Annotated in this window: 23 protein-coding genes; 10 read left to right on the top strand and 13 right to left on the bottom strand. The window is 72.6% G+C overall.

What is annotated here, in order from left to right; all coding sequences use genetic code 11:
* Nucleotides 1–16: 16 nt before the first annotated feature.
* From GTY67_RS03125 to GTY67_RS03115, 3 genes are all read right to left on the bottom strand, one after another.
* Nucleotides 17–592: a snapalysin family zinc-dependent metalloprotease gene (locus tag GTY67_RS03125; protein WP_161277698.1), complete on the bottom strand. Its 576-nt coding sequence runs from the start codon at nucleotides 590–592 to the stop codon at nucleotides 17–19.
* Nucleotides 593–787: 195 nt separating this feature from the next.
* On the bottom strand, nucleotides 788–1,699 hold the full coding sequence (locus tag GTY67_RS03120) for a LysR family transcriptional regulator (protein WP_161277697.1): 912 nt from the start codon (nucleotides 1,697–1,699) through the stop codon (nucleotides 788–790).
* A 177-nt stretch (nucleotides 1,700–1,876) separates the two neighbouring features.
* On the bottom strand, nucleotides 1,877–2,656 hold the full coding sequence (locus GTY67_RS03115) for a serine protease (protein ID WP_161277696.1): 780 nt from the start codon (nucleotides 2,654–2,656) through the stop codon (nucleotides 1,877–1,879).
* Nucleotides 2,657–2,897: 241 nt separating this feature from the next.
* On the opposite strand from GTY67_RS03115, the gene GTY67_RS03110 reads away from it, so the two are divergent.
* The 7 genes from GTY67_RS03110 to GTY67_RS03080 all read left to right on the top strand — a co-directional run bounded on the left by GTY67_RS03110 (nucleotide 2,898) and on the right by GTY67_RS03080 (nucleotide 9,033).
* Entirely contained in the window at nucleotides 2,898–3,776 is an 879-nt protein-coding gene (locus GTY67_RS03110) for a HipA family kinase (RefSeq protein WP_161277695.1), read from the top strand.
* Nucleotides 3,773–4,156, top strand: coding sequence for a DUF3037 domain-containing protein (locus GTY67_RS03105; RefSeq protein ID WP_093694751.1), 384 nt, complete (start codon nucleotides 3,773–3,775; stop codon nucleotides 4,154–4,156). Before GTY67_RS03110 ends, GTY67_RS03105 begins: the two co-directional genes overlap by 4 nt.
* Before the next feature lie 226 nt (nucleotides 4,157–4,382).
* Entirely contained in the window at nucleotides 4,383–5,144 is a 762-nt protein-coding gene (fabG, locus tag GTY67_RS03100) for a 3-oxoacyl-ACP reductase FabG (protein ID WP_161277694.1), read from the top strand.
* 20 nt (nucleotides 5,145–5,164) lie between these two features.
* A complete protein-coding gene (locus tag GTY67_RS03095; RefSeq protein WP_093694747.1) occupies nucleotides 5,165–5,920 on the top strand; it encodes an SDR family oxidoreductase in 756 nt (251 codons plus the stop codon).
* A gap of 118 nt (nucleotides 5,921–6,038) precedes the next feature.
* Nucleotides 6,039–7,619, top strand: coding sequence for an ABC transporter substrate-binding protein (locus GTY67_RS03090; RefSeq protein WP_093694745.1), 1,581 nt, complete (start codon nucleotides 6,039–6,041; stop codon nucleotides 7,617–7,619).
* Between the two features lie 115 nt (nucleotides 7,620–7,734).
* A complete protein-coding gene (locus tag GTY67_RS03085; RefSeq protein WP_093694835.1) occupies nucleotides 7,735–8,418 on the top strand; it encodes a uracil-DNA glycosylase in 684 nt (227 codons plus the stop codon).
* 99 nt (nucleotides 8,419–8,517) lie between these two features.
* On the top strand, nucleotides 8,518–9,033 hold the full coding sequence (locus tag GTY67_RS03080) for a hypothetical protein (protein WP_093694743.1): 516 nt from the start codon (nucleotides 8,518–8,520) through the stop codon (nucleotides 9,031–9,033).
* Nucleotides 9,034–9,060: 27 nt separating this feature from the next.
* On the opposite strand, the gene GTY67_RS03075 is transcribed toward GTY67_RS03080, so the two are convergent.
* Complete coding sequence (locus GTY67_RS03075) at nucleotides 9,061–9,537, bottom strand: hypothetical protein (protein WP_161277693.1); 477 nt, start codon at nucleotides 9,535–9,537, stop codon at nucleotides 9,061–9,063.
* 170 nt (nucleotides 9,538–9,707) lie between these two features.
* Entirely contained in the window at nucleotides 9,708–10,220 is a 513-nt protein-coding gene (locus GTY67_RS03070) for a DinB family protein (protein WP_093694739.1), read from the bottom strand.
* 168 nt (nucleotides 10,221–10,388) lie between these two features.
* Between GTY67_RS03070 and GTY67_RS03065 the strand changes: the two genes are divergently transcribed.
* Entirely contained in the window at nucleotides 10,389–11,297 is a 909-nt protein-coding gene (locus GTY67_RS03065; RefSeq protein WP_161277692.1) for a Gfo/Idh/MocA family oxidoreductase, read from the top strand.
* Here the strand turns inward: GTY67_RS03065 and lnt are convergent.
* The 4 genes from lnt to GTY67_RS03045 form a co-directional block, all read right to left on the bottom strand.
* Nucleotides 11,218–12,939, bottom strand: a complete 1,722-nt coding sequence (gene lnt, locus GTY67_RS03060; RefSeq protein ID WP_237502544.1) for an apolipoprotein N-acyltransferase — start codon at nucleotides 12,937–12,939, stop codon at nucleotides 11,218–11,220. The genes GTY67_RS03065 and lnt overlap by 80 nt on opposite strands.
* A 123-nt stretch (nucleotides 12,940–13,062) precedes the next feature.
* The gene (locus tag GTY67_RS03055; RefSeq protein ID WP_161277691.1) at nucleotides 13,063–13,542 is read right to left on the bottom strand and encodes a nuclear transport factor 2 family protein; all 480 of its coding nucleotides are present in this window, start codon (nucleotides 13,540–13,542) and stop codon (nucleotides 13,063–13,065) included.
* Between the two features lie 162 nt (nucleotides 13,543–13,704).
* On the bottom strand, nucleotides 13,705–14,571 hold the full coding sequence (locus GTY67_RS03050; protein ID WP_093694733.1) for a universal stress protein: 867 nt from the start codon (nucleotides 14,569–14,571) through the stop codon (nucleotides 13,705–13,707).
* Between the two features lie 35 nt (nucleotides 14,572–14,606).
* Entirely contained in the window at nucleotides 14,607–15,626 is a 1,020-nt protein-coding gene (locus GTY67_RS03045; RefSeq protein ID WP_161277690.1) for a ferric reductase-like transmembrane domain-containing protein, read from the bottom strand.
* Between the two features lie 221 nt (nucleotides 15,627–15,847).
* On the opposite strand from GTY67_RS03045, the gene GTY67_RS03040 reads away from it, so the two are divergent.
* Both GTY67_RS03040 and GTY67_RS03035 read left to right on the top strand, forming a co-directional pair.
* The gene (locus GTY67_RS03040) at nucleotides 15,848–16,498 is read left to right on the top strand and encodes a hypothetical protein (RefSeq protein WP_202461301.1); all 651 of its coding nucleotides are present in this window, start codon (nucleotides 15,848–15,850) and stop codon (nucleotides 16,496–16,498) included.
* A gap of 182 nt (nucleotides 16,499–16,680) precedes the next feature.
* Entirely contained in the window at nucleotides 16,681–17,337 is a 657-nt protein-coding gene (locus tag GTY67_RS03035) for a sigma-70 family RNA polymerase sigma factor (protein WP_343238637.1), read from the top strand.
* On the opposite strand, the gene GTY67_RS03030 is transcribed toward GTY67_RS03035, so the two are convergent.
* From GTY67_RS03030 to GTY67_RS03015, 4 genes are read right to left on the bottom strand one after another with little or no spacing between them, the layout of a single operon-like run.
* Entirely contained in the window at nucleotides 17,326–18,540 is a 1,215-nt protein-coding gene (locus GTY67_RS03030; RefSeq protein ID WP_161277688.1) for an MFS transporter, read from the bottom strand. The two genes, GTY67_RS03035 and GTY67_RS03030, sit on opposite strands and share 12 nt — an antisense overlap.
* A gap of 7 nt (nucleotides 18,541–18,547) precedes the next feature.
* Nucleotides 18,548–19,771, bottom strand: a complete 1,224-nt coding sequence (locus tag GTY67_RS03025; RefSeq protein WP_161277687.1) for an ATP-grasp domain-containing protein — start codon at nucleotides 19,769–19,771, stop codon at nucleotides 18,548–18,550.
* On the bottom strand, nucleotides 19,768–20,868 hold the full coding sequence (locus tag GTY67_RS03020) for a pyridoxal-phosphate dependent enzyme (RefSeq protein ID WP_161277686.1): 1,101 nt from the start codon (nucleotides 20,866–20,868) through the stop codon (nucleotides 19,768–19,770). The genes GTY67_RS03025 and GTY67_RS03020 overlap by 4 nt, the downstream gene beginning before the upstream one ends.
* Nucleotides 20,865–21,605, bottom strand: a complete 741-nt coding sequence (locus GTY67_RS03015) for a class I SAM-dependent methyltransferase (RefSeq protein WP_161277685.1) — start codon at nucleotides 21,603–21,605, stop codon at nucleotides 20,865–20,867. The genes GTY67_RS03020 and GTY67_RS03015 overlap by 4 nt, the downstream gene beginning before the upstream one ends.
* Between the last annotated feature and the right edge of the window lie 118 nt (nucleotides 21,606–21,723).

The raw sequence follows: 21,723 nt of genomic DNA, 5'->3' as shown, positions 1-21,723 counted from the left end.
CGCCCCTCCCGCCGGGTCAGTGCGCGTCGACCAGTACGCGTCCGTCGGCCGGGGTGCGCGTGGCGGCGCGGCCGGCGTAGGCGGACTCGACCCGGGACCGCTCGGTCGCGTTGGGGACGGAGTTCTTGCAGCTGGTGCCCGCGCTGGAGCCGGACATCAGCTGGGAGCACGGGCCGGGCTTGGTGTCCGGCAGGCCCAGGTTGTGGCCGATCTCGTGGGCGGCGATGCGGGTCTTGTCGTGCCCTTCGGTGACCGCGAGGCTGCCGAGCTCCACCCGGGCCTGGCCGCCCGGACGGACCGGGCCGAGCGTGGCCTGCGGCCAGCCGTTGGTGGCGATGATCTGGATCTCGGCGCGGGTGCCGGGCTGGGCCTTCGCCAGCTTCACGTTGCCGACGTTCGCGTTCCACGCGGCGACACCGGCGGTGACGGCCGCCTCCCAGCCGGTGGCCCGGGTGGCGTCGTAGTAGAGGGTGGTCACCGCTGCGGCGCGGGCCGGTGCGGCCGGTGCGGACGCGGCGTGCGCCGCCGGGGCCATGATCATGGTGATGGCCGCGGCGGTACCGGCTGCCGCGAACCACTTGGAGTGGGGCATGACTTGGTCCTTTCGCTGGGCTGGTCCTTGCAGGGGGCCGGTGCTTGCGGGGAGGCGAGCCGGCCCGGGCCGAATCAGGGATTGTCGGTGGTCTGTCAAGTTGTCGCGGTCGGAAGTATGCGCGCGTTCCACCGGTCCTGACCCATGCCGATCGGCCATAACGTGAACGGATGTGGCCAGAAGCCTGCGGGCCGGTCAGCCCGACGTGACGCAGCGGGCCTGGAAGGCGTCCCGGACGAGGCCGAGCAGCAGGGGGCGCGCGCTGAAGAGGGGGGATTCGCGGTGCAGGGTCAGCAGATGTCTCCCGAGCAGGGGGTCGCCCGTGAGTCTTCGCATGACCACGCCCTCGCGCGCCCGGGCCGACCCCTGCGCGAGGGTGAGGCCGACGCCCTGCGCGACCAGGTCGCACAGGATGCTCAGATCGCCGATCCGGTGCGGTGACAGGCGCGGTACGAATCCGGCCGCCGCGCAGGCGTCGACCAGGGCCCCGTAGTCGTCGCAGCCCGGATCGTTCGGCGGCAGGAGCCAGGTCTCGTCGGCGAGGTCCGAGAGGTCGATCCGGCCCTCTCCGGCGCGGGGGTGTCCGGCCGGGAGGATCACGACGACGGGTTCGAGTCCGATGACGTCGACCACGACCCCGTCGCCCGGCGTCGTGCCGAACCCGTCCAGGTCGACCAGGCACGCCGCGTCGACGGACCGGTTCCCGACCTGGTCCATGGCATCCCCCGTGGTGGCGAACTGGACGAAGCTCACGGGGTTGCTCAGCACCGCGGGCAGGTGGAGCGTCAGATGGCCCAGCATCGGTCCGGAGCTGCCGCCGACCGTCACCGGCTCCGGACCGGCGGCCGGCCGTAGCCGGTAGCTGCGGATGCGGTCGGCGCTGGTCACCGCGGACCGGGCGTGCGCGATAACGAGTTCCCCGACCCGGGTGGGCACCACTCCACGGGCCGAACGTTCGAAGAGCGGCTGGCCGAACGAGGCCTCGATCCGCCGCAGTTGGGTGGTCATGGCCGGCTGGGAGAGCATCAGGGCGGCGGCCGCCCTGGTCAGGCTGCCCGCTTCGGCGATCGCCAGCAGAATGCGGAGGTGCCGCAGTTCCAGGTCCATGGCTGATTGAGGCTAGTTCACTCACGTATGTCATGTCCATGAGCGCGACATGGGGTCGGAGGCGGTGGGGCGGCGGCCGGCGGGTGGATCGGGGCCGGGCCGAGGCGGCGCGCGCCCGGCCCGGCCCTGGCTCGGCACCCCGGACCTCTTCGGCCCGGGGCGCCGGGTGACCGGGGCTCAGAGCGCCCCGGTGTACTGCTGGATCCAGGACCGCCAGGCGGCCAGGTCCGTGTAGACGGCACCGCCGACGCCGCAGGTGCTGCTGTTGGAGCCGCTGCGGCTGGTGGCACCGGCCAGTTCGAGACGGCCGTTCCGGTTGACCAGGGCCGGGCCGCCGGAGTCGCCGTAGCAGGCGGTGTTGGACGTGGTGCCCGCGATGCACAGCTCACGGCTGTTCACCATGCCGGTGCAGGAGCTGTCGGGCAGCACCTTGGTGTCCAGCTGCTTGAGGTAGCGCGGTGCGCCGGTGGAGCAGCCGCGCTGCGGGCAGGTCTGGCCCCAGCCCAGCAGCCGGGTAGCGGAGTTGTCGGGCGGGGTGGAGGCGGTGATCGGTACGGGGGTGTTGGCGACCTGGCTGCTGAGGCGGAGCAGGGCTATGTCCTGGCCGGGCATGCTCTGGCTGCTGGAGGGGCGGACGATCTGCGAGACACCGGTCAGGGTGCCGCCGCTGAGGTGGTCGTTGGAGCCGATCCGGACGCGCAGCGCCGAGGCCGGGAGGGCGCCGTTGCCGTACGTACAGTGCAGGGCCGTGACCATCCATCCCGGTGAGATGAGCGAGGCGCCGCAGTAGTGGCCGCCGTTGACCTGGATGGATCCCATGAACGAGTAGGCGGAGGTGGCCTGTTCGCCGCCGACGATGGGGTTCGGGGCGGCGGTCGCGGTGGAGGTGAAGGCCGGTGCGGCGATGGCCAGGCCGAGGGCGGTGCCCGCGGCGAGCAGGGGCCGGGAAAGGGGCATGGGAGGTCCTTCGCGTGGGAGGTGTGGGAGGTGCGGAGGGGAGCGGGCCACCGGACCGGCCGGGTGATCACGCGTTGTTCGTGGCCCGTCAACCTGCCGTCCACAGGAGTATGGGAGGGGCCCGTAGCGGTCCGCCAATGTCAGCGGCCCATAACATCCGCGAGTACCGGGGGGTAGTTCCGGCGGGGGTACGGCGATATCGGCGGGGCGGTGCGGAGGCGGCGGCCGATAGCCTGGCCGCATGCTCACCGAAGTCACCGCGACCCGCTACGTCACGCCCCTGCGTGAGGGCGGCTCGCTCCCGGGGATCGTCGAGGCCGACGATCTCGGTACGTACGTCATGAAGTTCACCGGAGCCGGCCAGGGCCGCAAGACACTCGTCGCGGAGGTCGTCTGCGGGGAGCTGGGGCGGCGGCTGGGGCTGCGGGTGCCGGAGCTGGTGACCATCGAACTCGACCCGGTCATCGGTCTCGCCGAGCCCGACCAGGAGGTGCAGGAGCTGCTCAAGGCCAGCGGCGGGCTGAACCTCGGCATGGACTACCTGCCGGGCTCGCTCGGCTTCGACCCGCTCGCGTACGAGGTGAGCGCGGCCGAGGCGGGGCGCATCGTCTGGTTCGACGCGCTGATCAACAACGTCGACCGCTCGTGGCGCAACCCCAACATGCTGGTCTGGCACGGCGACCTCTGGCTCATCGACCACGGCGCCACCATGATCTGGCACCACAACTGGCCGGGCGCCGAGGCCTCGGCGGCGAAGCCGTACAACGCCTCCGACCATGTGCTGGCCCCCTTCGCCCCGGACATCGCGGCCGCGGCCGCCGAGCTGGCCCCGCTCGTCACCGAGGAGCTGCTCACCGAGGTGGCCGCCGACGTCCCGGACGCCTGGCTGGCCGACGAGCCCGGGTTCTCCTCCACCGACGAGCTGCGCCGGGCCTATGTGGCGCCGCTGCTGGCGCGGGCCGCCACCATCCACGAGCGGATCACCCTGGACGCGCCGTCCGTGGACCGGCCCTCCCAGGCGCCGGGCTGGCTCACCGACCGGCTGCCACCCCGGCCTCAGCCCGCGGGTGAGGCCCCCGCCACGGCAGCCGCCCGTACCGGCCGGGAGGCCGGCCGATGACGCGCCGCGATGTCTTCGAGTACGCGCTCCTGCGGGTCGTCCCCCGGGTGGAGCGCGGGGAGTGCTTCAACGCGGGAGTGCTCGTCTACTGCCGGGCCCACTCGTTCGTCGCCGCCCGTACGCACCTGGACGAGGCGAAGCTGAAGGCGCTGGACCCCGACGCCGACGTGGTGGGCGTACGGGCCGCCCTCCGCGCGGTCGAAGGGGTCTGCGGCGGCGGGGACGGGGCCGGTCAGGCGGCCGGGGACGACGCCGGGCGGCGCTTCCGCTGGCTGATCGCCCCGCGCTCCACGGTCGTCCAGCCCGGGGCCGTGCACAGCGGGCTCACCACCGACCCGGCCGCCGAGGTGGAGCGGCTTCTCGACCTGCTGGTGCGCTGAGCGTCCTGGGCGTGGAGCCGCTCGGTGCGCCGAGTCCGGTACGAGGGGGCCGCCGCCCGGTGTGACGTGCGGCCCCTGGAGCCGTGCGCCGTTGACACCGGGTGCCAGGGCTTCTAGCGTCTCGACTGCTGAAGGTACTAAGCGGTTGCTCAGCCATCGGGTCTCTCTGTCAGGGAACGGCCTCGACGTCCGCTGAGCCGCTATCCAAGGGCGAGGAGAACCAAGCATGTCCACCACCGAGCAGCGCGTCGCCATCGTGACGGGAGCGGCGCGGGGCATCGGCGCCGCCACCGCCGTACGCCTGGCGGCCGAGGGCCGCGCCGTCGCCGTACTCGACCTCGACGAGGCGGCCTGCAAGGACACCGTCGAGAAGATCACCGCTGCCGGGGGCCGCGCGCTCGCCGTCGGCTGCGACGTGTCGGACAGCGCCCAGGTGGAAGCCGCCGTCGCGCGGGTCGCCGCAGAGCTGGGTGCCCCGACGATCCTCGTGAACAACGCGGGCGTCCTCCGCGACAACCTGCTGTTCAAGATGAGCGAGTCCGACTGGGACACCGTGATGAACGTCCACCTCAAGGGCGCGTTCCTGATGGCGAAGGCCGTCCAGGCGCACATGGTGGAGGCCAAGTTCGGCCGGATCGTCTCGCTGTCCTCCTCCTCGGCCCTCGGCAACCGCGGCCAGGCCAACTACTCCGCCGTCAAGGCCGGGCTCCAGGGCCTCACCAAGACCCTCGCCAAGGAGCTCGGCAAGTTCGGCGTCACCGCCAACGCCGTCGCCCCCGGCTTCATCGTCACCGAGATGACCGCGCAGACCGCCGCCCGCGTCGGCATGGGCTTCGAGGAGTTCCAGGCGGCCGCCGCCACCCAGATCCCGGTCCAGCGCGTCGGCCGCCCCGAGGACGTCGCGAACGCGATCGCCTTCTTCGCCGGTGACGACGCCGGCTTCGTCTCCGGCCAGGTCATCTACGTGGCCGGCGGCCCCCTCAACTGACCCGAAGGGCAGCGAACGACATGACGGTGCAGGACAGCGGAAAAGTCGCCCTCATCACGGGCGCGAGCCGGGGCATCGGCTACGGGGTCGCCGAGGCGTTCGTCGCGCGCGGCGACCGGGTGGCCATCACCGGGCGGGGCGAGGACGCCCTCAAGGAGGCCGTGGAGCGGCTCGGCGCCGACCGGGTCATCGCCATCCCCGGCAAGGCCCACGACGAGGCCCACCAGGCGGCGGCGGTCGCGCGGACCATGGAGGCGTTCGGCCGGGTCGACTACCTGGTGAACAACGCGGGGACCAACCCGGTCTTCGGCCCCATGGCCGAGCTGGACCTCAATGTGGCCCGCAAGGTCTACGAGACCAATGTGATCTCGGCGCTCGGCTTCGCCCAGCAGACCTGGAAGGCCTGGCAGAAGGAGAACGGCGGGGCGATCGTCAACATCGCCTCCGTCGCCGGCGTCGCCCCCTCGCCGTTCATCGGCGCGTACGGGATGTCGAAGGCGGCCATGATCAACCTGACCGCCCAGCTGGCGCACGAGTTCGCGCCGGTCGTCCGGGTCAACGCGATCGCCCCCGCCGTGGTCAAGACGAAGTTCGCCGAGGCGCTCTACGAGGGCCGGGAAGCGGAGGCGGCCGCCGCCTATCCGCTCGGCAGGCTCGGCGTGCCCGAGGACATCGGGGGTGCCGCGGCCTTCCTGACCTCGGCACAGTCCGACTGGATCACCGGGCAGACCCTGGTGGTCGACGGAGGAATTTTCCTCAACGCCGGCGTCGGCTGAGAGTGGCCTGAACCGGTTTGGCCCTGATTGGGTCAAGTGCCCCGCTGGACCGACGGATTGTTCCGGCGGGGCGCTGCGGTATGGTCTGCCGACCCATGGCTGATCGAGGAGCGTGCACGTGTTCTACCGGGCCAGTCTGCAGGCCGCTGCAGCCCTAGCATCCCTTTCTCTGCTGGCAGGCTGCGGTCTTCTTTCCGACAGCGGATCGGAAGAGAACCAGAAGATAACCGTCGGGACGACGAGCTCCCCGTCGACCCTGGACCCCGCGGCGGCCTGGGACGGCTCCTGGGAACTGATGCGGAACATTTACCAGACCCTGGTGAGCTTCCCCACCGGCAGTACGAGCCCCGAGCCGGACGCGGCCGACACCTGCACGTTCACCGACGCCACGAGCATGGCCTACCGGTGCACGCTCAAGAAGAACCTGAAGTTCTCCAACGGCGAGAAGCTCGACGCCCAGGCCGTGAAGCACTCCATCGACCGCGTCGTGAACATCCACTTCAAGGGCGGCCCGGCCGGCATGCTCGGCTCCCTGGACCGGATCGAGACCAAGGGTGACGACACCGTCATCTTCCACCTCAACAAGTCCGACGCCACCTTCCCGTTCATCCTGGCCACGCCCGCCATGTCGCTCGTCGCCCCCGGCGACTACCCCAAGGACAAGATCCGGGACGACGGCAAGATCACCGGCTCCGGGCCCTACCTCCTGGACTCCTACGAGGCCGGGGTCGCCGCCGAGCTGACGAAGAACCCCGACTACAAGGGCTTCGCCAACCGGAAGAACAACGCGGTCACCATCCGGTACTTCGAGAAGTCCGGCGAGATGGTGAACGCGCTCAAGTCCAAGGACATCGACGCCACCTACCGCGGTCTGACCGCCGAGGAGGTCGTCGGCCTGGAGGACAAGAAGGAGGGCGACGACGGCCTCCAGATCATCGAGACCACCGGCGCCGACATCCGCTTCCTCGTCTTCAACCCGAAGGACCCGGCCGCCGCCAAGCCCGCCGTCCGCAAGGCCATCGCCCACATCGTGGACCGGGACGCCCTGGTCGCCAAGGTCTACCGGGGCACCGCCGAACCCCTCTACTCGATGATCCCCAAGGGCATCTCCGGGCACACCACGAGCTTCTTCGACACCTTCGGCGACCCGGACGTGAAGAAGGCGAAGGAGATCCTGACCGAGGCCGGGATCACCGAGCCGGTGAAGATGACCTTCTGGTACACCACCGACCGGTACGGCTCCTCCACGCAGCCCGAGTTCGAGGAGCTGGAGCGGCAGCTGGAGAAGACGGGGCTCTTCGAGATCACGCTGGAGAGCGCCCCCTGGAAGACCTTCCAGGAGGGCTTCACCCAGGGCGAGTACCCGGTCTTCGGCCGAGGCTGGTTCCCGGACTTCCCGGACCCGGACAACTTCATCGCCCCGTTCGTCGGCGAGGAGAGCGTCACCGGAACCCCGTACCGCAACAAGGAGATCACCCAGCAGCTCATCCCGGCCACGCGTCAGGAGAGCGACCGGGGCGCGGTCAGCAAGCAGTTCGAGCGGGCCCAGCAGATCCTCGTCGACGACGTCCGGCTGCTGCCCCTGTGGCAGGGCAAGCTGTACGTCGCCTCCGGCGAGGACATCGGCGGCGGCGAGCGCGCACTCGACCCGCAGACCGTCATGCAGATGTGGGAGCTGTACCGCAAGGCCAGCTGGTAGCAGACAGCTGGCAGCAGGTGTGCGGGCCCGGGGAGCAGGTCTCCCCGGGCCCGTTGTCAGTGGCGGGCGGTAGGTTCTGGGATCAAGAACCTGTTGCTCACCGGAGGTTGTGGACGTGACCGATATCGACCTGCTGCCCGAGTCCTGGCGCGGCGTCCTCGGCGAAGAACTGCAGAAGCCGTACGTCAAGGAGCTGGCGGACTTCGTCGAGGAGGAGCGGTCCAAGGGGCCCGTCCATCCGCCGCGCGAGCAGGTCTTCGCCGCCCTGGACGCCACGCCGTACGACAAGGTCAAGGTCCTCATCCTGGGCCAGGACCCCTATCACGGCGAGGGCCAGGGGCACGGGCTCTGCTTCTCCGTGCGGCCCGGCGTGAAGACGCCGCCCTCCCTGCGCAACATCTACAAGGAGATGCAGCAGGAGCTGGGCCTGCCCATCCCCGACAACGGCTATCTGATGCCCTGGGCGGAGCAGGGCGTCCTCCTGCTGAACGCGGTGCTCACCGTGCGCGGCGGCGAGGCCAACTCCCACAAGGGCAAGGGCTGGGAGAAGATCACCGACGCCGTGATCCGTGCCGTCGCCGAGCGGCCCGACCCGGCCGTCTTCGTCCTCTGGGGGAACTACGCCCAGAAGAAGCTCCCCCTGATCGACGAGGAGCGGCACGTCGTGGTGAAGGGCGCCCACCCCTCCCCGCTCTCCGCGAAGAAGTTCTTCGGCTCCCGGCCCTTCACCCAGATCAACGAGGCCGTCGCGGCACAGGGCCACCAGCCGATCGACTGGCGCATCCCGGACCTCGGCTGAGAGCGACCGGGCCGCCGCCCGTGCCTGAGCGGGATTGCGGACCACCGGCGCTAGCGTCGGAGGGACCGCGACCGGCTTGACGGGCAAGAGGAGACCGCAGTGGTGGAGCAGCAGGAGGCGTCGTCCGAGGACGCCGTCATGACCAGGATCGGCCAGGCGGTCATGCTGCTCCACGGCGGTGACCGGGAGGAGGCCCGCAACCGCTTCGGCCTCCTCTGGTCGGAGCTGGGCGCCGACGGTGACGGCCTGCACCGCTGCACCCTCGCGCACTACATGGCGGACACCCAGGACGACCCCGGCGACGAGCTGGCGTGGGACCTGCGGGCCCTGACGGCCGCCGAGGGGCTGATGGGCGGCGAGCGGCCGGCCGAGCACCGGGACTCCTTGGCGGTCCAGGCGCTCTATCCCTCGCTCCACCTCAACCTGGCGGCGGACTACCTCAAGCTCCAGCGCCCCGACGCGGCCCGCATCCACCTGCGCCAGGCCCGCGACGCGGCGGACGCGCTGGAGGACGGCGACCGTGGGGCGTACGGCGGACACAGCGGTTACGCCGGTTACGACGGGGGAGTGCGGGCCGCGATCGAGCGGCTGGAGCTGCGGATGCGGGGGATGTGAGCCCGTACGGCCGTTGTACGGGAGCCGTCAGCGCCCGTACGCCTGATCGCAGATCCGGGCCTCCCTGCTGCCCGCGGGCCAGCGGCCGTACCCCCGGCCGAGCGCGCACACGTCGTGCAGGCCTCCGCCCCGGGCCTGCGGCAGGGCCGGCAGCACGCCGGGAGGGACGACCGGGACCTGCCGGGGCGGTGTCCGGCGCTGCGGTGGCGCGGCCCGCTCCGACGGCTTGGGCGCCGGTGGAGGTCCGGCCCGCCGGGCTTCCGAAGGGGGAGGCGGCGCGGGAGAGGCGGGCCTGCCCGGCGACGGGCTCGGCTCCACGATGATCTCCAGCGCCTCGCGCCCGGGCGGCTGCACGACCTGCGGGAACACATCCTGGGCCGGTCTGCTGCTCTCCGCCGCCGGAAGCTGCCGCGGGCCCGCCTGCGGATCGACGGACACGCACCCGGAGACGGCGGTGACGGCCACCCCGACCAGGAGTTTCGTGGTGAATCTGGTTCGCTGCACGCGGGTAACTCTGCGGTGCGGACGGCCCCTCGGGCAGCCCGTGGGCGAGGAATGGCCCGCACGAGTGACCCGGTCAGCACAGCGCCACGGCCCGGCGTAACGCTCCGGCGCCCACGGCCCCCCGCCACGGCCCGGCGTCGCCGCCTGGTGCCAGTGGACAGCAGGGCCGGTCAGTCGCCCGTCGCGCCGTCGACGCGTTCCCGCACCAGGTCGGCGTGGCCGTTGTGCCGGGCGTACTCCTCGATCAGGTGCGTATAGATCCAGCGCAGGCTGAACGGCTTGCCCGCCGAGCCGACGCCCTGCGAGAAGTCGTCCAAGTCGTACGCGGCGGCGCTCTTGCGGGCCGCCGCTATCTCCGCCCGCCACACGGACTCCGTCCCGGCCCAGGTGGTGGACTCCGTCACCTTGAAGTCCCCGTCCGGGTCCTCCTCGGTGGAGTAGAGGTCCGGCAGCTCCTCGCCGGCCAGGATCTCGCGGAACCAGAAGCGCTCCACCTCCGCCAGGTGCTGGACGAGGCCGAGCAGGGTGAACGCGGAGGGCGGCACGGACGCCTCGCGCAGCTGCGCGTCGGTGAGGCCCGCGCACTTCATGGCGAGCGTCTCGCGGTGGTAGTCCAGCCAGCCCTCCAGCATGGGACGTTCGGCTGCGTCGAGGGCGGGTTCGGAGCGCTCTGCGGAAGTCATCCGGTCATCCTGGACCAAGATCACGGCCCTGGCCAGGCATTTCTTTCCGGGCGGCCGGAAGCTGGGCGACCACGGCCCCGTATGCTGCCCGCACCGGAACACCAGCACGGCACGACAGCACGGCACGGCGATCCGGACACCCCACGGCACGGCGAGAGGGAGACCCCTGTGAAGGTCGGTTGCATCGGGCTCGGCGACATCGCGCAGAAGGCGTACCTGCCGGTGCTGAGCGCCGTACCGGGGGTCGAACTGCACCTCCAGACCCGTACGCCCGCCACGCTCGAAACGGTCGGCGACACCCACCGCATCCCGGCCGGGGCCCGGCACACCACCCTGGACTCGCTGCTCGCCGAAGGACTCGACGCGGCCTTCGTGCACGCCCCGACCGCCGTCCACCCGGAGATCGTGGGACGGCTCCTCGAAGCCGGGGTCGCCACCTATGTCGACAAGCCGATCGCGTACGAGTACGCGGAGTCCGAGCGGCTGGTGAACCTCGCCGAGGAGCGGGGTGTCAGCCTCGCCGTCGGTTTCAACCGCCGCTTCGCGCCGAGCTACGCCCAGTGCGCCGAGCACCCGCGCGAGCTGATCCTGATGCAGAAGAACCGCGTCGGCCTCCCCGAGGACCCCCGCGCCCTGGTGCTGGACGACTTCATCCATGTCGTCGACACCCTGCGCTTCCTGGTTCCCGGGCCCGTCGACCACACCACTGTGCGCGCCCGGATCGTGGACGGCCTGATGCACCACGTGGTGCTCCAGCTCTCGGGCGACGGCTTCACCGCGATCGGGATGATGAACCGGCTGAACGGGTCGACCGAGGAGATCCTCGAAGTCTCCGGCCGGGACACCAAGCGCCAGGTCCTCAACCTCGCCGACATCGTCGACCACAAGGGCCAGCCCAGCATCCGCCGGCGCGGCGACTGGGTGCCGGTGGCCCGGCAGCGCGGGATCGAGGCGTGCGTCCACGCGTTCCTGGACGCGGTCCGCGCGGGCAAGGTGCTCAGCGCTCAGGACGCTCTGGCGACCCATGAGCTGTGCGAGCGGATCGTCCGGGAGTCCCTGGAGCAGGCCTCCTCCTGAGCGCCCGCAGCCCCTCGGCCGCGCACAGGGCGGCCAGCGCCGCCAGGGCCCCGTACACCGCCCAGTCGCCGAAGCGGCCGTAGAGCGTGGTGCCGCGCGTCAGCGGTACGTCGTACACGGCGGCCGCGCTCTCGTCCGTACCGAGCGGCTTCCCGATCCGCTCGCCGCGCGGCCCGTGGACGGCGCTGATCCCGGTGAGCGTCGCGTGCACCATGGGGCGGCCGTTCTCGGCGGCCCGCAGCGCTCCCAGGGACGCGTGCTGGGCCGGTGCCCAGCTCTCCTGGAAGGTGGAGGTGGCGGACTGGGCGACGAGCACCTGGGCGCCGTCCCGGGTCAGCCGTCGGCTCATGTCGGGGAACGCGGACTCGAAGCAGACCAGCGGGCCGATCCGCAGCCTCCGGTCGCTGTCGGGCAGTGTCATCACCACCTGCCGGTCGCCGCGCAGCCGGTCCTCGCCCGCCGCCTTGCCGACGGAGGTCGCCCACCCGAGGAGGGAGCGCGCCGGGATGTACTCACCGAACGGCACCAGGCGCATCTTGTCGTACCGGTCCCCGGTCGGCCCGTCAGGACCCACGAGCACCGCCGACTTGAAGATCCCGCTCCGGCCCGACCCGTCCGTCTGCCGGGCGTCCACATTGACCAGCAGATCGGCCCCGGTCTCCCGGGAGAGCGCCGCGAGCCGCCGGGCGGTCTCGGGGGCGTGCCAGGCGCCCGCCCCGATGCTGCTCTCGCCCCACACCACGAGGTCGACGTCCCGCCCCGCCACCGTACGGGTCAGCTCCTCGCCCCGGGCCAGCCGCCGCTCCACGCTGCCGGGGCCCGCGACGACACCCGGCTGTACGACGGCGATCCTGGCCGTCCCCGCGTTCCCCGGCTGCGGCGCCCAGGCCCACGTGGCGGTCACGGCCAGGGCACACACCACCAGCAGCACCCCGCCCGTCGTCCGGGCCCCGGTCCGGGCGATCGTCACCAGGACCAGCGCCGTGTTGACCGCCACCACCAGCAGGCTCACCAGCCACACCCCGCCCACCGACGCCACCCGCAGCGCCGGGGCCACCTCCCACTGGCTCGCGCCGAGCAGCCCCCAGGGCCCGCCGAGCCCCTCCCAGGAACGGACCAACTCGATCACCAGCCACCCCGACGGCACGGCCACCACCGCGGCGGCGGCCCGCAGCGCGGACGGCACGCCGCCGAGCAGCCGCTGCACCAGCACGCCCCAGGGCGCCCACAGCAGGCCCAGCAGCGCGGCCAGCAGCACGATGAAGATGTGCAGGCTCGGCATCAGCCAGTGGTGGACGGCGATGACGAAGCCGGTTCCGCCGATCCAGCCGTCCAGCGCCGCCCGCCGCGTCGTCTCCGCCGAGCGGATCAGCAGCAGCCAGGGGACGAGCGCGACATAGGCCAGCCACCAGAGGGACGGCGCGGGGAACGCGAGGGCGGGCAGCGCCCCGGCGAGGAGCGCCAAGGCTGCCCGGCCCCAGCCGGAGGCGGGAAGCGACCGACGGACGGGCTGCCCGTCGGCCGGCGGCTCTTCCTGGGCGGACGGCTTGCGCTCGGCCGACGGCTTCCCTTCGGCCGACGGTTTGCCCTCGGCCTGCGGCTCCCCGCCGGGCGCCGGAACCTTTCCGCCCCGCATCCGCATGCCGTGCCCTCCTCGTCCCGCGCGGGTGAGCAGCCGCGTGATCTGCCAGGTCAGCTCTGTGTACCCAGTGTGGGGGAGGTGATCCCCACCGGACACAGGACACCCCCGGCCGAAGAGTGCGGTTCAGGCCGTCTCGGGGGCGCGGCGCCACTTCTCGTGGACAGTGACCGTACGTATCCGCCAGCCCGGGTCCGTACGGTGCAGCTCGAAGGTGTACCGCCCGCCGGAGACGAAGTCCGGGGCGGTGTCACCGGCCGGGTCCGCCCCATGCTCCCGCGCCAGGCGCATCGGGTTGAGGTAGTCGGCCCGCACCTGCGCCCGGTCGCCCGGGTAGCCGCCCAGGTCCTGGAGGCCGATGCGCCGGTTGACGATCAGGTGCTGGCGGATCGTGAAGAGGCGCATCGTCCCGGTGAGCCAGCGCGCGATCTCGTCCGCCGGGCCCTCCACCCCGCCCGCGCCCGTGTAGTCGGCGCGGCCGTCCGGGGTGAACAGGGCTTCGTACGCGGGCCAGTCGCCGTCGTCCACGGTCATGGCGTAACCGGTGATCACATCATCGATGGCGAGCCGGTCCATCACGGTCGCGAGTGCCACACGCTGTGTCATCGGTCAAGTCTCGGTCAAGCGGCCCACCACGCCAAGGGGCCTGCGCCCTCGGGAAGGCGGCAAGGCGAAGCCGCCCCGAAGAGGCTTCCGCCGCCCGGAAGCCGACAGGCCGACCGGTCACAGGGCAGGCCGTCCCGGTCAGCAGCGCACGACCGCGACCGGTCAGCAGGGCACGACCGCGACCGGTCCCAGCGCGTGCGTGACCGTCGTCTGGGCCACCGGGGAGAGGCCGAGACCGAGCGCCTCCCCGCCCTTGCGGCGCCCGATCACGGTCAGGGCGGCCGTGGCGGAGGCCGTGACCAGGGTGCGCGAGGCGGAGCCGTTGACCGGCTCCCGTACGACCTCGACCTGCGGGTACCGCTCCTGCCAGCCCGAGGTCACCTCGGCCAGGCTCCGCGCGGCCGAGCCCGACGCCGTCTCCCGGTCGAAGACCGGCCCGCCCGCGAGCATCGAGGAGAACATCGTCCAGCCGTGCACGATCCGCAGCCGTGCGCCGGGCCGGGTGGCGGCGGTGGCGAAGGCGAACTCCAGGACCGCCTCGCTGCTCTCGTCGGCGGCGACCCCCGCCACGATGTCGGAGTGGGCCTCCTCGTCCTCGGGCCGGTCGTCCTCGTCCGAGCGGCCGTCCTGCACGATGACGACCGGGCAGCTCGCCATCGACGCGGTGGCCAGGCTGTTGGAGCCGATCATCAGCGACCGGAAACCGCCGAGCCCCCGCGAGCCGACGACGACCATCGACGCGTCACGGCCGAGCGAGACCAGGGCGGCCGCCGGGAAGTCCAGCGGGGCCAGCGTCGAGGGGTGCGACGCCGGTGCGACCAGCTCGCTCCGGCGTACGGCCTCGGCGAGCAGCTCGTCCGCCTCGCGCCGCCCGGTCTCCTCGTCGACGTTCCGGGTGAGCGGCCGGACATGGACGATCAGCAGCGGCAGGTGGCGCCGCGCGGCCTCCCGCGCGGCCCAGTCCAGCGCCTGCCAGCTGTGGGTGGAACCGTCGACGGCGGCGATCACGGGAAGATCATGAGTGGTCATGGGCCCGAGCGTACGTGGCCTGGCGGACGCGCCGGTCAGTCGTGGTTGTGGGTGGAGGAGGTGTCGTCCGGCGGTACGGTCCGTCCGCCGTCGCTCCCGCTGGCCACCACCACGACCAGCGCCACCATGACCCCCACCACCGCGAGCCGGCCGCCCAGGCGCAGCGCCCAGCCGGTCCGGGAGGCGGCGGCACCGGGCGCGAGGGGCAGCTTCTCGGAGCGGCGGGCCGGGCGCAGCAGGCGGACGAGCAGCAGGGCGGCGATCGGCAGCTGGAGGAGCCAGACGCTGGTGCGGAACCAGCCGTCGTACCAGACGTTCGTCCCGTACAGCAGGGTGTGCCAGACGCTCAGCACGTAGACCACGATCACGAACCGGTGCAGGACGCGCCAGGTCTTCGGGCCGATGCGGTGGCGTACGTAGAAGAGCAGGCCGAGCGGGATCGCCAGGTACAGCGCCGCCTGGCCGATCGGGATGGCGATCTGGCCGGTCCCCGAGGTGTAGCCGCCCGGGACGAACGTCTCGACGAACGAGGTGGCCAGTGCGGAGTTCCAGGCGTCGGTGGAGTGCCGGAACAACTCGGCGCCGAACAGCAGCGCATGGGCGGTGATCAGCGCGATGGTGTTGAGGCTCGTGGTGCGGTGCAGGCGCTCCAGGCGGGGGCCCGAGAGCGGCAGGCGCGACGGGCGCTGCCCGGAGAGCAGGAGGCCGAGGACGACCGTTCCCCAGGCCCAGAGCAGCGCGGACCAGCCGAACGCCTGGCTGAGGAAGTACATCCAGAAGCCGCCCGCGTCGGCCATGAACGGCATCACGGAGACCGTGGAGGAGGTCTTGTTGCGGATGCGTATGTAGAGCAGGACGAAGACGGCCGCCGTCACCAGGAGCGCCACGAGCCCGTCGGGCCACGAGGCGCGCAGATCGGAGCGGAGGGTGGTGCGCTGTGCGGTACGGGGCTGGCGCGGGCCGGGTAGTTGAGTCTCCGGCGACGTGATCTCGGGGGAGTCGGTGGGGAGTTCGGCGGCCGCTGCCGGTTCGGGTACGGGGGGCTGGTTCGTCATGCGGCCTCTTCGGGGACGTCGGCGGGCGGGGCGGATGCACCGGCCCCGGGCCACGAGGCGTGTGCAGGCGCGTTGTTGGAGCAGTCGGCGGGGGAGAGGTGAAAGTTCCCCCGAGGGTCATGTGACATGAATCACACCTGTGACGCCTGGGGCAAACGGGGTGAACTCCCGTTGTTTCCGCATCTGCTGGTCTTCTCCGCGAGGCGGGTGCGGCTGGCACGATGGTCGCCATGGGAGCCGGAACCGCACTCCGCCTCGCCCGCACCGCGCTGTTCGCGGTCGTGTGCGTCGCCGTGTCCGGGCTCGGCCATGCCCTGATGTCCGGCGGACCGCTGCCCTTACCGTCCCTGGCGGCCGTCCTCGTACCGGTCGCCCCCGCAGGCTGGTGGCTCGCCCGCCGTGAACGGAACGCCCCGGTCACCGTCTCGGCCCATGTCCTGGGCCAGTTGGGGCTGCACGCCTACTTCACCGCCTCCGCCACGGGCGGCGCGCACCACGCGCACGGGGCGATGTCCCACGCCTCCCATACGGGCCCGGCCGGGGACGTCTCGCACCGGATGGAGCTGCTGGCGGCCTTCGACGCCTCCGTCTTCACCACCGGCATGGCCGCCTCCCACGCGGTCGCCGGGCTGGTCTGCGGCTGGTGGCTGTGGCGCGGCGAGGTGGCGCTCGCCCGGCTGGGCCGCTGCCTGGCCCTCTTCGTCCAGGCCCCGCTGCGGACGGCCTGGCGCCTCTGGTCGGCGACGCCCTTCGCCGGTGTTTCGCCCGTCCGGCCGCGCGCCCGCCGCCGCCCGGGCCGCCGCGCCCAGGACCTCCTCGCCCTGCACGCCATCTCCCGGCGCGGTCCACCGCTTCCCGTCCCCTCCCTGTGAGCTCCAACCGCCCGCCCGGTCCCGTGTGACCCGGCGGCGGTACGGGTGTGCGCTCGGCGCCCACACCCGTAACAGGCATGCCGGTACCGCCGGACCCGCCCCCAGGGCCGTCCGCGCGGCCCGGCCCCGCGGAGCCGGGCCGACGACCACGCCAGGGCTCCGCCAGGATGCGAAGGACTGCTGTGACCCTTACTGCCACCCCCCTCCCCGCCGGGCCGCCCGTCACCCCGGTGCCCCGGCCCCGGGTGTACGCCACCCGCCAGAACGACGTACAGATCACCGACTGGGCCCTGGCCGCGGGCGGCGGCGACCGGGAGGCCGCCGACCGCTTCGTCAGGGCGACCTACGAGGACGTCCGCCGGTTCGTCGCCTACCTCAGCGCCGACGTCCCCGGCGCCGACGACCTCGCCCAGGAGACCTACCTGCGGGCGATGAGCGGACTGGCCCGCTTCGCCGGACGCTCCTGCGCCCGCACCTGGCTCCTCTCCATCGCCCGGCGCGTCGTCATCGACCGCCACCGCACGGCCGCCGTACGCCCCCGGACCGCCGACACCGCCGACTGGCAGGGCGCGGCGGAACGGGCCCAGCCGCGCCACCTCCCCGGCTTCGACGAGTCCGTCGCGGTCTTCGACGCCCTCGGCCACCTGGACCCGGCGCGCCGCCAGGCCTTCGTCCTGACCCAGGTGCTGGGCCTCTCCTACGAGGAGGCGGCGGACGCGGCGGGCTGCCCCGTCGGTACGGTGCGCTCCCGCGTGGCGCGCGCCCGCCGGGAGCTGGCCGGGCAGTGGCGTACGGAACCGGGGGAGCGGGTGACGGTGTCCGCCGGTTCAGCCACGTAGTTCGGATGCCGTCTCCGCCCGGGGCTCCGACCGGCCCCGGGCGGTACGGCGGCCCAGCAGGAACACCGGCAGCAGCAGGCACTGGAGGGCGACCGCCACCCAGAACGCCCGCGCCGAGCCGGCCGACTCCGCCGCCGCGTACAGCTGCCCGCCCACCACCCCGCTGGCGAACGCCCCGATGCCCGCCGCGAGCCGCTGCCGTCCGAACACGGTGGCCGGAGGCGCGGACGAACGGGCCAGCGCCTCCAGGTCGTTCTTCAGGAACAGCACGATCTCGCCCAGGCAGAGCAGCGCCCCGCCCACCGCGATGCCGACGTGCCCGCCCCCGGCGATGGCCGCCATCCCCGCCGCCATGGCCCCGAACCCCCACCGCAGCGCCGCCGGATAGCTCAGGGCGGCGATCCACTCCGCCAGTAGCGGCTGGCCGACGACGAGGAGGGCCGCGTACCCCATCAGGACCATGCCGTAGAAACCCGCCGACGTCCGGGGGACCGCGTACAGCGCCAGGTAGTGCTGGAAGAACATGAACGCGTAGACGCTCACCACCGTGACCAGGAACGGTGAGAGCCCGGAGCGTGGTTCGCGGGACGGGGGCTCCTGGGATGCGACCGCCCCCGGACGCACCTCCTCGCGCGGCAGGAACGCGTGCCCCACCCCGACCAGCGCGAACAGCCCGGCGACGCACGAGAAGAGCACCCCGGGGGAGCCCATCACCAGCGGAGCCGCCGCCGGTGGGCCGAGCGCCATCCCCGCGTTGAACGCCGAACTGCTCGCCGACAGGAGCCGAGGCCGGTCCTCATCCGGTGAACCGGCCACCAGATAGGCCTTGTTGGCGGGGAGGTAGAGCGCCGCACCCGCCGACACCAGCAGCAGCGCGCCGATCGCCAGTACGGGACTGGTCAACCCCGGTACGAACGCGGCGAATCCGGCCGTACGCAGCGCCAGCGCCAGCAGCATCGACCGCCGCAGCCCGATCCGCGCGGCGACCGGCCCCGCCACCACACCCCCGGCGAACTGGATCAGCGAGGCCACCGCCAGCACGAAACCGACCGTGCCGAGACCCAGGCCGAGCCGCTGGTGCAGCAGCACCGACATGTACGGCAGCACCGCGAAGCTGCCCAGCGTGATCAGGAACGAGCCCGCCAGCAGGAAGGCCTGCGGCCCGCTGAACCGCCTTTGTCGCCAGGTGCGTTCAGCGCTCACCCCGCCCTCACGGCGTGTCCGCGATCACCGGGCGCACCCGGACCGCCGCACTCCACGCCCGGTGCTGGGCCAGCTCCGCCGTCGGCGCCTCGGCCAGCACCATGCCCGTGCACCCCCGCTGGTCGCCCACATGGGCCAGGGCCTCGCCGGGTTCGCGTACGGGGTACCACTCCACGGACCCGGGAAAGGCGGCGAGTTCGCCCAGGCCGTGCCAGCCCTTCAGCACGCCGGGCCGGTCCGCGTAGACGAGGACGAAGCCGTACGCGGGGCCCTGTCCGTCGAGTGGGGTGTCCAGCAGCCGGGGGCGGCGGCCGAGCGCCTCGTCCATCATCGCCGTGTACACATTGGTGCCCAGCGTCCGGCAGAGCACCTCGCCGACCAGCGCACCGCCGATCCTCCGGTTGATCTCCACCAACTCCGGCCCCTCGGCGGTGAGGATGAACTCCACATGGGCGAACCCCCGCCGGTGCCCGGCCACTTCGAGCACCTGCCCCACCCACGCCTCGATCCCGTCCCGCTCCCCGTCCGGCAGCGCCACCGGGAAGGCCGCGACCTCCTCCCGTACCACCGCCGACCGGGACGTCTGGCGGCTCAGCACCCCCAGCAGCCGGGTGGTCCCCTCCCAGCTCAGGGTCTCCGCGCTGTAGAGCGGCCCGGCGAGGAAGGACTCCGCGAACAGGCCGCCCTTCAGCGGCTGTTGCCCGGCCTCCGCCAGCGTCCGGTGCAGCGCCTCCTCGTCGTGCACGATCCACACCCCGCGTGAGGAGGTGCCCGCCGAGTCCTTCAGTACGGCGGGGAGTCCGACCGTACGCAGGACCGCCTCCGCACCCTCCGGCCCGGGCTCCACGGCCACAGCCGTCGACCGGCTCAGCCCCCGCGCGTGCAGCGCCTCCCGGACCCGGCGCTTGTCCCGCAGCAGCCGCACCGCCTCCGGATCCGGTCCCGGGAGCCTCAACTCGGCGGCCAGCTCGGCGGCCGGGACGCTCCAGGTGTCCGTCGTGTTGATCAGCCCGGCCAGCGACGGGAGGGCGGTCAGTGCGCGTCGGACCGCTTCCCGGTCGTCGGTGTCGACGTCCACCACGTCCAGCGCCTCGGGCGGCAGGGCGGCCAGCTCGTGCCGGTACACCGAGCGGTCACCGGTGAGCAGGCAGAGCCGGTGGCCGGTTTCCGCGGCGGCCTCGGCCATCCTGCCGAGCCCGAAGGACAGGGACTCCAGGGCGGCGATCGTCATGGCTGCATCTCCACAGTCGGTACGGGGGCGGGGGCGCCGCCCTGTTCGGGCAGGCGGGCGGCCTCGGGAGCGGCGCGCCGGCCCCACTCCATCACCGACCACGGCGGCCGCAGGGCCTCCAGCGACGTGATCGTGCAGGGCCGCAGGCCTGCCGGGTCCAGCGCCTCGGTGTGGCGGGTGAACACCCGCTCGGCGTAACGGTGTCCGGTGTCCGCGCCCAGTACCAGATGCATACGGCCCGGGTCGCGCGCCGCCTCCCAGGAGGCCGCCAGGTGGGCCGCTCCGGTGGAGAGACCGGCGAACACCGCGTGCCGGCGCAGCAGTCCGACCGCTCCGGCCATCGCATGGCGGAAGTCCAGCCAGTGCACGGTGTCGTACAGCTCGTGGTGGACGTTCCCGAACGGGATGGAGCTGCCGATGCCCGCGATGATCGCCTCCGGGTCGCTGAACTGCTCGCTGGCGAAGGTGACGCTGCCGAACGGCTGGATCCCCACCAGCCGCACCGCCCGCCCCGACTCCCGTAGCGCACGGGCCAGTCCACCGGTCGAGGCGCCCGTGCCGACCGCGCCCACCACGGTCAGCGGGCCCTCGGGCAGGGAGGCGTCGAGGAGTTCGGCGAACTCCCGGTACCCCTCGTGGTGCACGGCGTCGTGGTACTGCCGCATCCAGTGGAAGTCCGGCCGCTCGGCGAGGAGTTGCCGCACATGGCGGACGCGCAGCTCCTGGTCCAGCCGCAGGCTCTGCGACGGCGGCATCTTGTCCACGGTCGCGCCGAGGATCTCCAGCTGGGCGAGCATCGTGGCGTCGACGGTGGTCGAGGCCACGATGTGGCAGCGCAGACCGTAACGGTGACAGGCCATGGCGAGCGCCACCGCGTAGATCCCGCTGGAGCTGTCGACCAGGGTCTGCCCGGGGACCACCCGGCCCCGGCGCAGCAGCGAACGGACCGCGCCGAGCGCCGCGTACACCTTCATCGTCTCGAACCGGGCGAGCACCACATCGCCGTCCAGCCGGATCAGATCCGGGGTCTTCACGGCGTCGGTGATGTGCTCGTGCACGGTCGCGGTGGCGGCGGACTGCCGCTCCCCGGCCCTCACTTGCGCCGCCCGCGGACGATGAGCCGGTCCGAATGCTGGTCGTACGCCGAACTGTCGAAGCCGCCGAAGCATTCCACGTCGGCGAAGCCCGCCTCCTCGAAGAGGGCGTGCAGTTCGGCGGCGGAGTAGAGCCAGGAGTGGATGGAGGCGGTACGGGCGGAACTCCCCCGCACCAGCGTCCAGTCGGTGCGCAGCCGCCGCCAGCTGTCGAGGACGGTGTCGCGCTGGACGACGTACGCACCGTCCGGCAGGTCCACCGCCTTGGGCCGCCCGATCCAGCCCGCCAGCACCTCCTTGCCCATCACGTCGACCAGCAGCTGCCCACCCGGCGCGAGGCTCTCGTACGCGTTGCGGAGCACCTGGAGGTTGTCCTCGGCGTCCTCGAAGTAGCCGAACGAGGTGAAGACGTTCAGCACGACGTCGAAGGCGCCGGGCTCCGCGTACGTGAGCATGTCGGCCCGTTCCAGGCGGACATCGGCCCCCGCCGCGTCGCAGACGTTCCGGGCCCGCTCCAGCATCGAGGGCGAGAGGTCGACGCCCGTCACCGCGTACCCGCGCGCCGCCAGCGGCACCACGAAGAGACCCGGCCCGCAGCACAGGTCCAGCACCCGTGAACCCGGTGGGAAGTCCAGGAGGGGCGAGGAGGCGACGAGGGCGGCGGCGGACTCGGCCCGGGCGGGCGGGAACATCGTCGAGGCGAAATCGGACCAGAGCGCGTCGTCCTCGTACCACTGCATGCCTCTCGGCCTCCTCCCGGCCCTCGTGGGGCCGTCGTGCTGCCGCACCTGTTCGGCTGACCTGTCCTCCAGTAGTCGGCGGCCCGGCCCGGTAAGTTCCCGCCGCCCTCCGGCCGTG

It is taken from the genome of Streptomyces sp. SID8374 (assembly GCF_009865135.1).
Taxonomy (GTDB): domain Bacteria; phylum Actinomycetota; class Actinomycetes; order Streptomycetales; family Streptomycetaceae; genus Streptomyces.
This window is presented reverse-complemented; position numbering and strand designations above follow the sequence as displayed.

What these genes read in the sequence shown, in the direction of transcription:
- GTY67_RS03125 (WP_161277698.1), bottom strand. Translation starts at nt 592, where the DNA reads ATGCCCCACTCCAAGTGGTTCGCGGCAGCCGGTACCGCCGCGGCCATC.
- GTY67_RS03120 (WP_161277697.1), bottom strand. Translation starts at nt 1,699, where the DNA reads ATGGACCTGGAACTGCGGCACCTCCGCATTCTGCTGGCGATCGCCGAA.
- GTY67_RS03115 (WP_161277696.1), bottom strand. Translation starts at nt 2,656, where the DNA reads ATGCCCCTTTCCCGGCCCCTGCTCGCCGCGGGCACCGCCCTCGGCCTG.
- GTY67_RS03110 (WP_161277695.1), top strand. Translation starts at nt 2,898, where the DNA reads ATGCTCACCGAAGTCACCGCGACCCGCTACGTCACGCCCCTGCGTGAG.
- GTY67_RS03105 (WP_093694751.1), top strand. Translation starts at nt 3,773, where the DNA reads ATGACGCGCCGCGATGTCTTCGAGTACGCGCTCCTGCGGGTCGTCCCC.
- fabG (WP_161277694.1), top strand. Translation starts at nt 4,383, where the DNA reads ATGTCCACCACCGAGCAGCGCGTCGCCATCGTGACGGGAGCGGCGCGG.
- GTY67_RS03095 (WP_093694747.1), top strand. Translation starts at nt 5,165, where the DNA reads ATGACGGTGCAGGACAGCGGAAAAGTCGCCCTCATCACGGGCGCGAGC.
- GTY67_RS03070 (WP_093694739.1), bottom strand. Translation starts at nt 10,220, where the DNA reads ATGACTTCCGCAGAGCGCTCCGAACCCGCCCTCGACGCAGCCGAACGT.
- lnt (WP_237502544.1), bottom strand. Translation starts at nt 12,939, where the DNA reads ATGCGGATGCGGGGCGGAAAGGTTCCGGCGCCCGGCGGGGAGCCGCAG.
- GTY67_RS03055 (WP_161277691.1), bottom strand. Translation starts at nt 13,542, where the DNA reads ATGACACAGCGTGTGGCACTCGCGACCGTGATGGACCGGCTCGCCATC.
- GTY67_RS03050 (WP_093694733.1), bottom strand. Translation starts at nt 14,571, where the DNA reads ATGACCACTCATGATCTTCCCGTGATCGCCGCCGTCGACGGTTCCACC.
- GTY67_RS03045 (WP_161277690.1), bottom strand. Translation starts at nt 15,626, where the DNA reads ATGACGAACCAGCCCCCCGTACCCGAACCGGCAGCGGCCGCCGAACTC.
- GTY67_RS03040 (WP_202461301.1), top strand. Translation starts at nt 15,848, where the DNA reads ATGGTCGCCATGGGAGCCGGAACCGCACTCCGCCTCGCCCGCACCGCG.
- GTY67_RS03025 (WP_161277687.1), bottom strand. Translation starts at nt 19,771, where the DNA reads ATGACGATCGCCGCCCTGGAGTCCCTGTCCTTCGGGCTCGGCAGGATG.
- GTY67_RS03015 (WP_161277685.1), bottom strand. Translation starts at nt 21,605, where the DNA reads ATGCAGTGGTACGAGGACGACGCGCTCTGGTCCGATTTCGCCTCGACG.